Source organism: Streptomyces dryopteridis, from assembly GCF_049606955.1.
GTDB lineage: Bacteria > Actinomycetota > Actinomycetes > Streptomycetales > Streptomycetaceae > Streptomyces.
Genome location: NZ_CP187113.1, coordinates 3,273,550 through 3,287,087 on the forward strand (window position 1 = coordinate 3,273,550; position 13,538 = coordinate 3,287,087).

The window sequence follows — 13,538 nt, forward strand, 5'->3', positions numbered from 1 at the left end:
CCGGGACGGTTGCCGTTCGCCATCGGCGTACACCTGAGATGGGTATCTGCTTGGCCTGCGGGAACATCGTCTCGCACCATCGGGTTGGAGCAGTTGTCGGCGGTTCGCGCCGGTTTTCCTCACCGACGTGGGGGTGAGCCGTGAACGGATGTCGGCAGTTGGAATGAGCTGTCCCGCCCCGCGGGACTAGCATGCGGAAGGACAGGGAGGGGACACGCCCCTTACTGCCCGACCGCTCTGAGGAGCGATTAACGATGTTCGAGAGGTTCACCGACCGCGCGCGGCGGGTTGTCGTCCTGGCTCAGGAAGAAGCCCGGATGCTCAACCACAACTACATCGGCACCGAGCACATCCTTCTGGGTCTGATCCACGAGGGTGAGGGTGTCGCCGCCAAGGCCCTGGAGAGCCTCGGCATTTCGCTTGAGGCGGTCCGCCAGCAGGTGGAGGAGATCATCGGCCAGGGCCAGCAGGCCCCGTCCGGTCACATTCCCTTCACCCCTCGTGCCAAGAAGGTGCTGGAGCTCTCGCTCCGCGAGGCCCTTCAGCTCGGCCACAACTACATCGGCACCGAGCACATCCTGCTCGGGCTGATCCGCGAGGGTGAGGGCGTCGCCGCCCAGGTCCTCGTGAAGTTGGGCGCCGACCTCAACCGGGTGCGGCAGCAGGTCATCCAGCTGCTCTCCGGTTACTCGACCGGCGGGAAGGAGGCGGCGACCGCGGGCGGTCCGGCCGAGGGCACCCCCTCGACCTCCCTCGTCCTCGACCAGTTCGGCCGCAACCTGACGCAGGCGGCCCGCGAATCCAAGCTCGACCCGGTCATCGGGCGCGAGAAGGAGATCGAGCGGGTCATGCAGGTGCTGTCCCGCCGCACCAAGAACAACCCGGTGCTGATCGGCGAGCCCGGCGTCGGCAAGACCGCCGTCGTCGAGGGCCTGGCGCAGGCCATCGTCAAGGGCGAGGTGCCCGAGACCCTCAAGGACAAGCACCTCTACACCCTCGACCTCGGCGCGCTGGTGGCCGGCTCCCGCTACCGCGGTGACTTCGAGGAGCGCCTGAAGAAGGTCCTCAAGGAGATCCGCACCCGCGGCGACATCATCCTGTTCATCGACGAGCTCCACACCCTCGTGGGTGCGGGCGCCGCCGAGGGTGCGATCGACGCCGCCAGCATCCTCAAGCCGATGCTGGCCCGCGGTGAGCTCCAGACCATCGGTGCCACCACGCTGGACGAGTACCGCAAGCACCTGGAGAAGGACGCCGCGCTGGAGCGCCGCTTCCAGCCCATCCAGGTCGCCGAGCCCTCGCTGCAGCACACCATCGAGATCCTCAAGGGTCTGCGCGACCGGTACGAGGCCCACCACCGGGTCTCCATCACGGACGAGGCCCTCGTCCAGGCAGCGACCCTGGCCGACCGGTACATCTCGGACCGCTTCCTCCCGGACAAGGCGATCGACCTGATCGACGAGGCCGGCTCCCGGATGCGCATCCGTCGGATGACCGCGCCGCCGGACCTCCGCGAGTTCGACGAGAAGATCGCGGGCGTGCGTCGGGACAAGGAGTCCGCGATCGACTCGCAGGACTTCGAGAAGGCCGCGTCCCTGCGCGACAAGGAGAAGCAGCTCCTCGCCGCGAAGGCCAAGCGCGAGAAGGAGTGGAAGGCCGGCGACATGGACGTCGTCGCGGAGGTCGACGGCGAGCTGATCGCCGAGGTCCTCGCGACCGCCACCGGCATCCCGGTCTTCAAGCTGACCGAGGAGGAGTCCTCGCGTCTGCTGCGCATGGAGGACGAGCTGCACAAGCGGGTCATCGGCCAGAAGGACGCCATCAAGGCGCTCTCCCAGGCGATCCGCCGCACCCGTGCCGGTCTGAAGGACCCCAAGCGTCCCGGCGGGTCGTTCATCTTCGCCGGCCCCTCGGGCGTCGGCAAGACCGAGCTGTCCAAGACCCTCGCCGAGTTCCTCTTCGGTGACGAGGACGCGCTGATCTCCCTCGACATGTCGGAGTTCAGCGAGAAGCACACGGTCTCGCGGCTCTTCGGTTCGCCCCCCGGCTACGTGGGCTACGAAGAGGGCGGTCAGCTGACCGAGAAGGTGCGGCGCAAGCCGTTCTCGGTGGTCCTCTTCGACGAGGTCGAGAAGGCGCACCCGGACATCTTCAACTCGCTGCTGCAGATCCTGGAGGACGGTCGCCTGACCGACTCCCAGGGCCGGGTCGTCGACTTCAAGAACACCGTCATCATCATGACGACCAACCTCGGCACGCGGGACATCTCGAAGGGCTTCAACCTCGGCTTCGCGGCTCAGGGCGACGTCAAGACCGGGTACGACCGCATGAAGGCCAAGGTCAACGAGGAGCTGAAGCAGCACTTCCGCCCCGAGTTCCTCAACCGTGTCGACGACACGGTGGTCTTCCACCAGCTCAGCCAAGAGGACATCATCCAGATCGTCGACCTCATGGTCGCGAAGGTGGACGACCGTCTGAAGGACCGCGACATGGGCATCGAGCTGAGCACCGAGGCCAAGCTCCTGCTCGCCAAGCGCGGCTACGACCCGATCCTGGGTGCCCGACCGCTGCGTCGGACCATCCAGCGCGAGATCGAGGACATCCTCTCGGAGAAGATCCTCTTCGGCGAGCTGCGTCCGGGTCACATCGTCGTGGTCGGCAAGGAGGGTGAGGGCGAGGAAGCCAAGTTCACCTTCCGCGGCGAGGAGAAGGCCGCGCTGCCGGACGCCCCGCCGATCGAGCCCGCCGCGGGCTCGGGGCCGGACCTCACCAAGGGGGCCTGACCCCCGGCCGCGCGCGGGAGACCGCGCGCGGCGCGCGTGACGACCACAGGGCGCCGCCCTTCGACCTCAGGGTCGGGGGGCGGCGCCCTGCGTCGTGCCCGGGGGCCGGTGCGCGGGGCCGGCTCCGGGGGCGGGATGGACCGTGGCGGGGGCGCGCGGGGACGAAATCCGGACTCCGGCAAAAGTCCCAAAGCGGATATCCGCAGGTCCCTCGGCGGTGACAAGCCGCACAGGGCAAAACGGGCCTACTACCGGCTCTCGTAGATCGAAAGGGACCTTCGGCACTGCTCTTCGCGCAGGCCGGCGCCCCGTCAACGGGTCGAGGACCCGGGACCCCGCTACGAGTCCGGGTAGTAATGAGGGGGTTTGGGAAGTCGGCGGGGCGCGGGTTACCAAAGATGAGCGCTCGGCACGCCACTGACGGTGCCGGGCGAATCCTTGCCCCCGAGCGAAGAGGTTCCCCATGTCCGCGAAGAGCCGCACCCCCAAGATCCGTACCGCCGTCGTCGCCGCCGGTCTCGGCGCCGCCGTGGCGCTGGGCACCGGGACCGCCGCCTTCGCCGACGCGAACCCCACCAACGTCGTGACCGCCCCCGCGGGCCTCGTCGCCGCCCAGGCCCAGGCCCAGGCCGCCGCCGCGGCCGGCGCCACCGGCGCCTGGATCAAGCCGGTCGCCCGCTACACGCTGTCGGCGACCTTCGGCAAGGGCGGCTCCATGTGGTCGCACAAGCACTCCGGCCAGGACTTCGCCGTCCCCGTCGGCACCCCGGTCAAGGCCGTGGCCGCCGGCACCGTCGTGAAGGCCGGCCCGAACGGCGGCGGCGACGGCCCCGCGTACGGCAACGCCATCGTCATCAAGCACGGCCCGAACACGTACTCCCAGTACGCGCACCTCTCGAAGATCCAGGTCCGGATCGGCCAGAAGGTCTCGGCGAACACCCAGATCGCCCTGTCCGGCAACACCGGCAACTCCAGCGGCCCCCACCTGCACTTCGAGATCCGCACCACCGCGAACTACGGCTCGGCCGTGAACCCGGTCAGCTTCCTGCGCAAGGCCGGCGTCACCGTCTGACCCGAGCAGGCCCCGCGGGCCGCCCTCAGGGCAGCCGGATGACGGGGAAGCTCCCGGTGCTGGTCGGGGCGTGCTCCGGCAGCCACAGCACCGCCACCGCCCCCGCCGCCTCTCCGGAGCGCCCGCCGGGGGCGGCCACGTTCCGGAAGGTCAGTCGGGCCCCCAGGACCCGTGCCTGGCCCGCCGCGATCGTCAACCCCAGACCGTGCCCCACCCCGGCCCGGTCCGAGGATCCGGTGCGAAACCGGCTCGGTCCCTCCCGCAGCAGTGCCTCAGGGAACCCCGGTCCGTGATCGCGGACCCGGACCACCCGGCCCTCCACGTCCACCATGACCGGCGGCCGGCCGTAGCGGGCGGCGTTCGCCAGCAGGTTCCCCAGGATCCGCTCCAGCCGGCGCGGATCGGTGGCCACGATCTCGTCCGCGACGATCCGCACCCCCGCCTCCGGCATCAGCGCGGCCACCCGCCGGCCCACGAACTCCCCGAGCGCGATCTCCTGGAGCTCGGCCCGTTCCGAGGCCCCGTCCAGCCGGGCCACCTCCAGCACGTCCTCCACGAGCACCCGCATGGCCTGGGCCCGGTCCCGCACGAGTTCGGTGGGCCGGCCCGGGGGCAGCAGCTCGGCCGCCGTCAGCAGGCCCGTGACCGGGGTGCGCAGCTCGTGCGCGATGTCCGCCGTGACCCGCCGTTCCGCCTCCAGCCGCTGCTGGAGCGCGTCGGCCAGGGCGTCCACGGCCCGCGCCAGGTCGTCGGTCTCGTCGCGGACCATCCCGCCGACCGCGTCCCGGACCCGTACGTCACGGTCCCCCTCGGCCATCCGTCCGGCCGCCGCCGCGGCCTTGCGCAGCCGGCGCGAGATCTGCCCGCCGATCAGCACCCCGAGCGCCGAGCCGCCGACCACCACCGCGACCGACCCGATCACCAGGGCCCGGTCCAGATCGCGCATGACCTCGGCGCTCTCGCTGAACTGGCTGTGCAGGGAGAGCACCTGCCCGTTGCCGAGCGGCACCGCCGCCCACACCTCGGGCAGCTTGGGGTTGCGCCCCTCCTGCACGAAGGTGCCCCGACGCCCGGAGCGCGCGGTGTCGCGCAGCTCGGCCGGCAGGTCCGGGTCGTTGACCTTGGCGCCCATCGGCGGCTTGCGGCCCACGTCCACGTTCCGGGCGATGAACTGCACCCGGTCCAGCTGCATGGTCCGCTGGCTGTTCAGCATCGAGACCCGCGCGGCGCTGTGCACGACCAGGCTCAGGGCCAGGGTGATCAGGGCGCCCACGGCCGCGATGGCGATGGCGATCTTCCAGCGGATCCCCGTACGCAGCGTGAAACCGCCAGGAGCGCCGCCACGTGGAGGCTTCATGCCTTGAGTTTGTACCCGAACCCGCGGACCGTCTCGATCCGGTCCTGGCCGATCTTGGACCGCAGCCGCTGCACGTGCACGTCGACCACCCGGGTGTCGCCGCCCCAGTCGTAGTCCCACACGCGCTCCAACAGCCGATCCCGGGAGAGCACGGTACCCGGCGCCGAGGAGAACTCCAGCAGCAGCCGCATCTCGGTCGGGGTCAGGGCCACCGGCGCGCCCGCGCGGCGGACCTCCATGCCCTCGGTGTCCACCTCCAGGTCCCCGAAGCTCAGCACGCCCCGGTCGACGCCGTCGAGCCCGTCGCCCGCGCCGCCCGGCCCGCCGGCCGCCCCGCCCGCGTGCCCGAAGCGGCGCAGCACGGCCCGGATCCGGGCCACCAGCACCGAGCCGTCGAAGGGCTTGGTGACGTAGTCGTCGGCGCCGGCCTCCAGGCCCAGCACCACGTCGATGGAGTCGGCGCGGGCCGACAGCATGATCACCGGAACGGTGGACTCGTCCCGGATCCGCCGGCACAGGCTCACGCCGTCCATGCCGGGCACCATCACGTCGAGCAGCGCGATGTCGGGCCGGTCGGCGCGGAAGGACTCCAGGCCCGACAGCCCGTCGGGCATGGCGGTGACGACGAAACCGTCGCGTTCCAACGCCAGGGTGGTCGCCTCGCGGATGACGTCGTCGTCCTCCACGAACAGCACGTGCGTCTCGGCCATGGGTCAGCCTCGTCTCGATCCGTCGGACAGGGGGTGCGGGAGATCCGCCGGGCCGGGGCCGGGGCGGGCAGGGGCGTGGTCAGCCCTTGGGGGTCGCGACCGCCGTGGGGGCGGGCCCGCCGTCGACCACGTTGCTGTAGTCGGTGTGCACCCGGTCCTGCTCGGTGAATTTCTCGCCACTCCAGTGATACGTGATCACATCCTCCCCGGAGGGGAAGGTGAGCGCGTCGCTCTTGGCGTACACCTGCTTGGTGAGGACCAGGGCCCCCCGGTCGATCTCGGCGTAGACCGGCGGCTGCTCGTCGGCGAACACGTTGACGTACCGCCCGCCGTCGGCGCGGTACACGTACGTGCCCACCCCGATCGCGTCGGCGCAGGACAGCACGTTGACGACCACGTCGTCCGTGCCGTTGTCGGTGATCTTCCCGTAGCTGACGTCCACCGGGAAGTCCTTGCCCGCGCAGGGCTTGAGGTCCCGTTTGACGGCGCCGCTGACCTTCGGGTCGGCCTTGAGGAGGGCGACGGCGTCCACCCGTTTGACGGGGCCCTGCGAGGAGGGGACCGAGGCGGCCCCGGGCCCGGGGGTCGGCGCGCTCTTGGCCGTCTCGCTCCGGGCCGGTCCGCCGTCGCGCAGCCCGGTCCCGCCCTGGGAACACCCGACCGCGAACAGCGCTGTGCCCACGAGGACGACCGTCCCCGTGGACATCAGCACCAGCGAACCCCTGTCGTTCAGGCCGCGCACCGCTCCCGCCCCTCGTAGCGCAAGGTGTGGTCACCGCGCTCCAACGCCCGCATGTCGAGGTCCCGGCTCTCCAGCTCCTGCCGGAGCCGGGCCAGGGCCCGATGCAAGGTGCTCTTCACGGTTCCCGCCGACATTCCGAGCGCCGCCGCAGTCTCCTCGGTGCTCATCTGTTCCCAGTGTCGCAGCACCACGACACTGCGCTGCTTGGGCGCGAGAACCTTCAGGATGTCCATGAGCAGGGCGCGGTCGGCGCGCTGGTCGGAGCCGTCCTCGACGCGGGCGTCGGGCAGCTGCTCGGTGGGGACCTCCTCCAGCTTGCGGGCCCGCCACCACTCGGTGCGCGTGTTGATCATGACGCGGCGGAGGTAGGCGTCGGCGAGGGACTTGTCGGCGATGCCGTCCCAGCGGCCGTAGGTGCGCACGAGGGCCGTCTGGAGCAGGTCCTGGGCGTCGGTGGGGTCGGGAACGAGCCGGCGCGCGCTGCGCAGCAGGGCGTCCTGTCGGGTACGGACGTACTCCTCGAACTCCAGCACCTCGCCGTGAGCCATTTCCGACCGCCTCCCGTTGTCCCGCCCGTTCGCCGGCGGCACCCGTGCCGCCCTTGCGGATTCGAAGGTACGGAGGGCGTGTCACGGGGCTGTGCGGTCTGGACTGCGGTGGGCGCACGGACGCCCATAGATTGTGTAACAGCCTCCCGAGCCCTTCTCGGGCCAGGGTTTCGAGGGTTCGAACGCCGACCGGCCGAAGAATGTCCGGCCGGCGTCCGTCCGGCTGCGGAATCAGTCGTTCACGGGGCCCTGGGGGAGTCGGTGGGTGCCGTCGGCGAGGGGTTCGACCAGGCCGTCGGCGACCAGTCCGTCCAGGGCGCGGGCCCGTTGCACCGGCTCGTCCCAGACGGCGTCCAGCGCGGCCGCGGGCACCGGCCCGGGGGCCTCGCGCAGCACGGCGAGCAGGCGGCCGCGGACCTGCCGGTCGGTGCCCGCGTAGGTCTGGCCGCGTCGGGCCGGGCCGGTGTGGGCGGGTTTCCCGGCGAGCCGCCAGGCGCAGGTTCCGGCCACCGGGCAGCTTCCGCAGTCGGGGGTGCGGGCGGTGCAGACCAGGGCGCCGAGCTCCATGGAGGCGGCGGCCCAGCGGGCGGCGGTGGCCTCGTCCTCGGGCAGCAGGGCGCGGGCGAGCCGGCGTTCGGCGGCGGTGGTGGCGTCGGGCGGGTACTCGATCCCGGTGCGGGTGCGGGCGAGGACCCGGCGCACGTTGGTGTCGAGGACGGGGTGCCGGCGGCCGAAGGCGAAGGAGGCCACGGCGGCGGCCGTGTACTCGCCGACCCCGGGCAGGGCGAGCAGGGCGGCGTGGTCGTCGGGGACGCGGCCGGCGTGCCGTTCGACGATCGCGGTCGCCGCGCCGTGCAGCCGCAGGGCGCGGCGCGGGTAGCCGAGCCGGCCCCAGGCGCGGACGGCCTCGCCGGGGGGTTCGGCGGCGAGCGCGGCGGGTTCGGGCCAGCGCTCCGTCCACTGCTCCCACATCGGCAGCACCCGGGACACGGGGGTCTGCTGGAGCATGAACTCGCTGACCATCACCCCCCAGGGGCCGGCTTCCGGGCGGCGCCAGGGCAGGTCGCGCGCGTGGACGTCGAACCAGGCGAGCACGGGCAGGTGCAGCTCACGGGCGTCGTCGCGAGCGTCGGAGCGGTCGTCGGAGGGGCCGGCGGGGGCGGCGGAGGTGTGGTTCATGGCCCCGGCATCCTGACACGTCCGGCCGGGTCGGTGCCGGGCCCGGGCGGGGGCGGGGGCGAGAACGAGCCGACCGCCGGTCCGTGGGGGGCCGGCGGTCGGGAGGGCAGGAGGGGCGTGCGGGGCTCAGTGCCAGGCGGGGGGCTGCTGCTGCGACCGGTAGGGGTTCGGCTCCTCCTGGGCCTGGCCGGGGAACGGCACGGGCGCCGGGCCCGCGAGCGGGCCCGCGAAGGCGCCGGGGGGCGGGCCGGCCACGGCCGGGGCGGCGACGGCCGACACGCGCGGCCCGGGGCCGGTGAACCACCTCAGCACCCCGACCCGACTGCCCCGCATCGTCTCCATCAGCCGCGCCCCGGGGCCCGTGAGCAGCACCATCAGCAGCGCGGACAGGGAGCCACCGAGCAGCAGGCCCATGGCCACGTCGTGCGGGTAGTGCACGCCCACGAAGACCCGGGAGAAGGCCATCACCAGCGCCATCGGGATGGTCAGCAGCGCGAGCCGGGGCAGGGCCACGGCCAGCGCCATCGCGGCGGCCCCGGCGATCGCCGAGTGGTTGCTGGGGAAGGACCAGTCCCCGGGCGGCGGGCAGGGCACGAGGGAGGCGGCCGCCCCGGCCACCGCCCGGCACGGGCGTTCCTCCGTGACCGTCGACTTCACCGCTTCGGAGGCCACGTAGCCGATCGCGGTGACCAGCGGGGCGAGCACGGCCAGGGCGAGCTGCCGGGACCCCTGGGTCCGGGCCCGCCACCACAGCACGATGTAGAGCGCGCCGAACACGAGCAGCCCCGCCTCGGTCCACACCTCGAATCCGGTCTGCACCCAGGCGGGGGTCGAGTGGGCGAAATCCAGGATGTCGCGATAGAGGTGGGAGCTGTCCATGGTGACCGACAGTACTCAAAGCGAAATGAGGGTTTCGTCAGCCCCTTGGCCTGTTCGGCCCCCGGCAGGTGCGACTCCGGGATGATCATCGGCACAGTGGGGCCCGGGATCGGCCCGGTGGGCGGCGTCCCGGCGTCCGGTTCTCGTAGAGTTCACGTCGTGGGATCTCTGCGCAATCCGGTCGGTCCGTTGCCCTCCACCATCTATTGGCGTCGGAGGGCCATTCTGGCGTCCGTCGCCGCCCTCCTGGCCCTGTTGATCACATGGCTCGTCAGTTCCTCGGGCGGCAGCGGCGATCAGGACGGGAAGAACGCCGACGGGGGCCCCGCCCCGGTCGCGTCCATCACCCCCGGGGCGCCCGGCAAGGGGCCGGCGATCAGTCAGGCCCCGGGCGGGCGGGACGAGTCGGGCGGCGGCGGATCCGGCGGATCGTCAGGAACGGGCGCCGGCGCGGGTGGTGACACCGGGTCGACGGGCGGCGCGGGCACGGGCGGCTCCGGCGGCGGCGCGGCCGACGAGATCGACCCCGGGGTGGTCGCCGCCGACCGGGTCCCGGCCAACCACCCGCTGCCCACCTGCCTGGCCTCCTCCGTCGACTGGGAGGTCCGCAGCGTGAAGAACGACTACGAGCCGAACGAGCGCCCGAAGCTGGAGCTGCTCGTGCGCAACAAGTCGGCCTCCCCCTGCAAGTTCGACCTCGGCCCCAAGCACGCCGTGGTGACGATCCTGCGGGCCGGTTCGGGCGGCGCCGAGGACGCGAAGGCGGTGTGGTCCTCCGACCACTGCCCGAAGAACCCCGTGCAGCTGTTCCTGAAGGTCGCGGGCAACGCGGAGACCAAGCGCACCCTGGACTGGGACCGCACCCCGAGCACCGCCGACCGCTGCACGGGCCCCTCGCCCTCGCCGCTGCCGGCCGGGGACGCGGACACCACCTACCTGGTCGAGGTGAAGGCCGGCGGGATGCCCGTGGCCCGCACCTCCTTCGTCCTGAAGAAGGACTGAGCCCCGACGCACCGCCGCCGCCCCTCCCGGGAGATCCGGGACCGGGCGGCGGTGTCGTGTCCGGCCGCCGGGAACGCGGGCCGGGCCGGGCTCAGACGTAGCGTTCGAGGATCGAGGACTCGGCCAGCCGCGACAGCCCCTCGCGCACGCTGCGGGCCCGCGCCTCGCCGACCCCGTCCACGGTCTGCAGGTCGTCCACGCTCGCCGCGAGCAGCTTCTGCAGGCCCCCGAAGTGCTCGACCAGCCGTTCGATGATCGCCCCGGGCAGCCGCGGCACCTTCGCCAGCAGCCGGTGCCCGCGCGGGGAGACCGCGGAGTCCAGGGTCTCCGGCGCCCCCGTGTACCCCAGGGCCCGGGCCACGATCGACAGCTCCAACAGCTCCGGGTGGGTCAGCGCGTCCAGCTCGGACAGGGCCTCCTCCACCGTGCGGGAACGCTTCGCCGTGGGCTCGGGCACGTAGTCCCGCAGCACCAGCTCCCGCTCCTGCTCGATGCCCACCGTCAACTCGTCCAACTGCAGGGACAGCAGTCGACCGTCCGTGCCCAGTTCGACCACGTACTCGGCGATCTCCGTCGCGATCCGGCGCACCATTTCCAGCCGTTGCGCCACGGCCGTCACGTCGCGGACCGTGACCAGGTCCTCGATCTCCAGCGCCGACAGCGTGCCCGCGACCTCGTCCAGCCGCAGCTTGTACCGCTCCAGCGTGGCCAGCGCCTGATTGGCCCGGGACAGGATCGCCCCCGACTCCTCCAGCACCCGCCGCTCCCCGTCCACGTACAGGGCGATCAGCCGCATCGACTGCGAGACCGAGACCACGGGGAACCCGCACTGCTTGGAGACCCGGTCGGCGGTGCGGTGCCGGGTGCCGGTCTCCTCGGTCGGAATGGACGCGTCCGGCACCAGCTGCACGCCGGCCCGCAGGATCTTCGTCAGGTCCTTGTCGAGGATCAGCGCCCCGTCGAGCTTGCACAACTCCCGCAGCCGGGTCGCGGTGAACTCCACGTCGAGCACGAACCCGCCGGTGCACATGGCCTCGACGGCCTTGTCCATGCCGAGCACGATCAGGCCGCCGGTGTTGCCGCGCACGATCCGTTCCAGACCGTCGCGCAGCGGTTGACCCGGGGCCACCGCGCTGAGCGAGGCGCGCACGAGCGCGTCGTGTCGGGAACTCGCGCCGGACTTTCCGGATGCTGCTGCCCCGTCCTTGGCTGCCACTGCACTCCTCCGGTCGCGGGTGGGGGTACCTCCCAGCCCCCTGGGGCTGGGGGAGTGCCGCCCTCGGCCGCGGGCACGAGGTGTGGCGGCGGCCCGGCGGACCAGCCCGAAGTCTACCGGCGCCACCCGTGCCCCCGCCGGGCTCGACCGCGACGGGCCCGTGCCGGCAAGGGCCCGGGAGCCGTGTGCCGACCCGACGACGGCCCCGGACACCCCGTCCCGCCCCCGGGGCACGCCGGTCGCGCGCCCCCGACCGGAACCCTCCCCACCGGGCGCGTCCCGTACTCCCCGGCCCCCGCACCGAGTCCGGGGCCCGGCCGCGAAGCCCCACGCCGGCGCCGGGGCGGACGGGTCCGGACGGTCCGGAAAACCGGCCGCGTGACGCCTTCGAGGCCGCACCGACACCGAACCGTCGCCGCACCGCGACCCCCGCGACCCCCGAAGAGGGCGCTCCGAGGGGTTCAGCCCCGCTCCACGCGCTCCCGACCGCCGCCGCCCGCGCCGTTCGCGGCGCCGTTCGCGCCGCCCGCCGCGCCGTTCGCGGAGCCGCTCGCGCGGCCCCGTCCGCGCGGCAGCACCCGCAGCGCGTCCCCGATGTCCGCGACCTCCAACACCTTCATCCCCGCCGGCACCTTCCCCGGGTCCGCCGGCACCAGCGCGTGCGTGAACCCCAGCCGGTGCGCCTCCGCCAGCCGGCGCTGCACCCCGGTCACCCGCCGCACCTCCCCGGCCAACCCCACCTCGCCGATCGCCACCAGGTTCTTCGGCAACGGGGTGTCGCTCGCCGCCGAGGCCAGCGCCAGCGCGATCGCCAGGTCGGCCGCCGGCTCCGACAGCCGCACCCCGCCCACGGTCGCGCTGTAGATGTCCCGCTTGCCCAGCGCCGTGATCCGCCCCCGCTGCTCCAGCACCGCCAGCATCATCGAGACCCGCGAGGTCTCCAGCCCCGAGGTGGTCCGGCGCGGGGACGGGATCTGCGAGTCCACCGTCAGCGCCTGCACCTCCGCCACCAGCGGCCGGCGGCCCTCCAGCGTCACCGTCAGACAGGTCCCCGGCACCGCCTCCGAACGCCGGGTCAGGAACAGCCCGCTGGGATCGGCCAGGCCCGTGATCCCCTCGTCGTGCAGCTCGAAGCAGCCCACCTCGTCGGTGGCCCCGTACCGGTTCTTCACCCCGCGCACCAGCCGCAGCCGCGCGTGCCGGTCGCCCTCGAAGCTCAGCACCACGTCCACCAGGTGCTCCAGCAGCCGGGGCCCGGCGATCGCCCCGTCCTTCGTCACGTGCCCCACCAGCAGCGTGGCCATCCCGCGTTCCTTCGAGGCCCGGATCAACGCCCCGGCCACCTCCCGGACCTGCGCCATCCCGCCCGGCGCCCCGTCGATCTCCGGGGAGGCCACGGTCTGCACCGAGTCCAGGATCAGCAACGAGGGCTTCACGGCGTCCAGGTGCCCGAGCACCGCCGACAGGTCAGTCTCCGCCGCCAGGTACAGGTGGTCGTCCAGGGCCTTGATCCGGTCCGCCCGCAGCCGCACCTGGCTCGCCGACTCCTCGCCCGTCACGTACAGGGTCGGGTGCGCCCGGCTCGCCGCCTTCGCCGCCACGTCCAACAGCAGGGTCGACTTGCCCACGCCCGGCTCGCCCGCCAGCAGCACCACCGCGCCCGGCACCAGCCCGCCGCCCAGCACCCGGTCCAGCTCGGGCACCCCGGTGGAGCGCGCCGTGGCCTGCCGGCCGTCCACCTGCGCGATCGGCAGCGCGGCGGTGGAGACCCGGCCGGCGGCCGTGGTCCGCACGGCCGTCACCCCGACCTCCTCCACCGTCCCCCACGCCTGGCACTCCGGGCAGCGGCCGAGCCACTTCGCGGTGGACCACCCGCATTCGGTGCAGCGGTAGGACGGGCGGTCCTTGGCGGACGAGCGAGAGGTACGGGCAGCCATGCGGCCAACGGTAACGGCCGCCGCCGACACCCCCGGCCACGTCCGGCTCCCGCGCAGGTCACGGGCCGTGCCGCCGGTTCACCCTTAAGGAGTAAATGTGCCCAGGGCATCAC

Annotated in this window: 11 protein-coding genes; 3 read left to right on the forward strand and 8 right to left on the reverse strand. The window is 72.9% G+C overall.

Translation table 11 applies throughout. The annotated features are described in order from the left end of the window. Positions 1-254: 254 nt before the first annotated feature. Complete coding sequence (locus tag ACN20G_RS13995) at positions 255-2,783, forward strand: ATP-dependent Clp protease ATP-binding subunit (protein WP_424213109.1); 2,529 nt, start codon at positions 255-257, stop codon at positions 2,781-2,783. A gap of 463 nt (positions 2,784-3,246) precedes the next feature. Next, a complete protein-coding gene (locus ACN20G_RS14000; protein ID WP_424213110.1) occupies positions 3,247-3,855 on the forward strand; it encodes a M23 family metallopeptidase in 609 nt (202 codons plus the stop codon). Between the two features lie 25 nt (positions 3,856-3,880). On the opposite strand, the gene cseC is transcribed toward ACN20G_RS14000, so the two are convergent. The 6 genes from cseC to ACN20G_RS14030 form a co-directional block, all read right to left on the reverse strand. Further along, positions 3,881-5,320 carry a two-component system sensor histidine kinase CseC gene (gene cseC / locus ACN20G_RS14005; RefSeq protein WP_424215499.1) on the reverse strand — a complete coding sequence of 480 codons (1,440 nt, stop codon included), beginning with the start codon at positions 5,318-5,320 and terminating at the stop codon, positions 3,881-3,883. After that, positions 5,209-5,922, reverse strand: coding sequence for a two-component system response regulator CseB (gene cseB / locus ACN20G_RS14010; RefSeq protein WP_424213111.1), 714 nt, complete (start codon positions 5,920-5,922; stop codon positions 5,209-5,211). The genes cseC and cseB overlap by 112 nt, the downstream gene beginning before the upstream one ends. Before the next feature lie 79 nt (positions 5,923-6,001). Then, positions 6,002-6,628, reverse strand: a complete 627-nt coding sequence (locus tag ACN20G_RS14015; protein WP_424215500.1) for a hypothetical protein — start codon at positions 6,626-6,628, stop codon at positions 6,002-6,004. A 23-nt stretch (positions 6,629-6,651) separates the two neighbouring features. After that, positions 6,652-7,212, reverse strand: a complete 561-nt coding sequence (locus ACN20G_RS14020; protein ID WP_424213112.1) for a SigE family RNA polymerase sigma factor — start codon at positions 7,210-7,212, stop codon at positions 6,652-6,654. A 231-nt stretch (positions 7,213-7,443) separates the two neighbouring features. Continuing rightward, entirely contained in the window at positions 7,444-8,391 is a 948-nt protein-coding gene (locus ACN20G_RS14025) for an A/G-specific adenine glycosylase (RefSeq protein WP_424213113.1), read from the reverse strand. Between the two features lie 126 nt (positions 8,392-8,517). Then, on the reverse strand, positions 8,518-9,270 hold the full coding sequence (locus tag ACN20G_RS14030) for a phosphatase PAP2 family protein (RefSeq protein WP_424213114.1): 753 nt from the start codon (positions 9,268-9,270) through the stop codon (positions 8,518-8,520). 159 nt (positions 9,271-9,429) lie between these two features. Here ACN20G_RS14030 and ACN20G_RS14035 point away from each other — a divergent pair, with 159 nt between their 5' ends. Further along, on the forward strand, positions 9,430-10,272 hold the full coding sequence (locus ACN20G_RS14035) for a hypothetical protein (RefSeq protein WP_424213115.1): 843 nt from the start codon (positions 9,430-9,432) through the stop codon (positions 10,270-10,272). A gap of 91 nt (positions 10,273-10,363) precedes the next feature. Here ACN20G_RS14035 and disA read toward each other — a convergent pair whose 3' ends face one another. Together disA and radA are read right to left on the reverse strand one after the other, a co-directional pair. Beyond that, positions 10,364-11,488, reverse strand: coding sequence for a DNA integrity scanning diadenylate cyclase DisA (gene disA / locus ACN20G_RS14040; RefSeq protein WP_424213116.1), 1,125 nt, complete (start codon positions 11,486-11,488; stop codon positions 10,364-10,366). Positions 11,489-11,949: 461 nt separating this feature from the next. Continuing rightward, a complete protein-coding gene (gene radA / locus ACN20G_RS14045) occupies positions 11,950-13,425 on the reverse strand; it encodes a DNA repair protein RadA (RefSeq protein WP_424213117.1) in 1,476 nt (491 codons plus the stop codon). Between the last annotated feature and the right edge of the window lie 113 nt (positions 13,426-13,538).

Bases quoted from the DNA above. Each gene is read 5' to 3' on its own strand.
- ACN20G_RS13995 (WP_424213109.1), top strand. From the start codon at position 255: ATGTTCGAGAGGTTCACCGACCGCGCGCGGCGGGTTGTCGTCCTGGCT.
- cseB (WP_424213111.1), bottom strand. From the start codon at position 5,922: ATGGCCGAGACGCACGTGCTGTTCGTGGAGGACGACGACGTCATCCGC.
- radA (WP_424213117.1), bottom strand. From the start codon at position 13,425: ATGGCTGCCCGTACCTCTCGCTCGTCCGCCAAGGACCGCCCGTCCTAC.
- ACN20G_RS14020 (WP_424213112.1), bottom strand. From the start codon at position 7,212: ATGGCTCACGGCGAGGTGCTGGAGTTCGAGGAGTACGTCCGTACCCGA.
- ACN20G_RS14015 (WP_424215500.1), bottom strand. From the start codon at position 6,628: ATGTCCACGGGGACGGTCGTCCTCGTGGGCACAGCGCTGTTCGCGGTC.
- ACN20G_RS14000 (WP_424213110.1), top strand. From the start codon at position 3,247: ATGTCCGCGAAGAGCCGCACCCCCAAGATCCGTACCGCCGTCGTCGCC.
- ACN20G_RS14025 (WP_424213113.1), bottom strand. From the start codon at position 8,391: ATGAACCACACCTCCGCCGCCCCCGCCGGCCCCTCCGACGACCGCTCC.
- ACN20G_RS14030 (WP_424213114.1), bottom strand. From the start codon at position 9,270: ATGGACAGCTCCCACCTCTATCGCGACATCCTGGATTTCGCCCACTCG.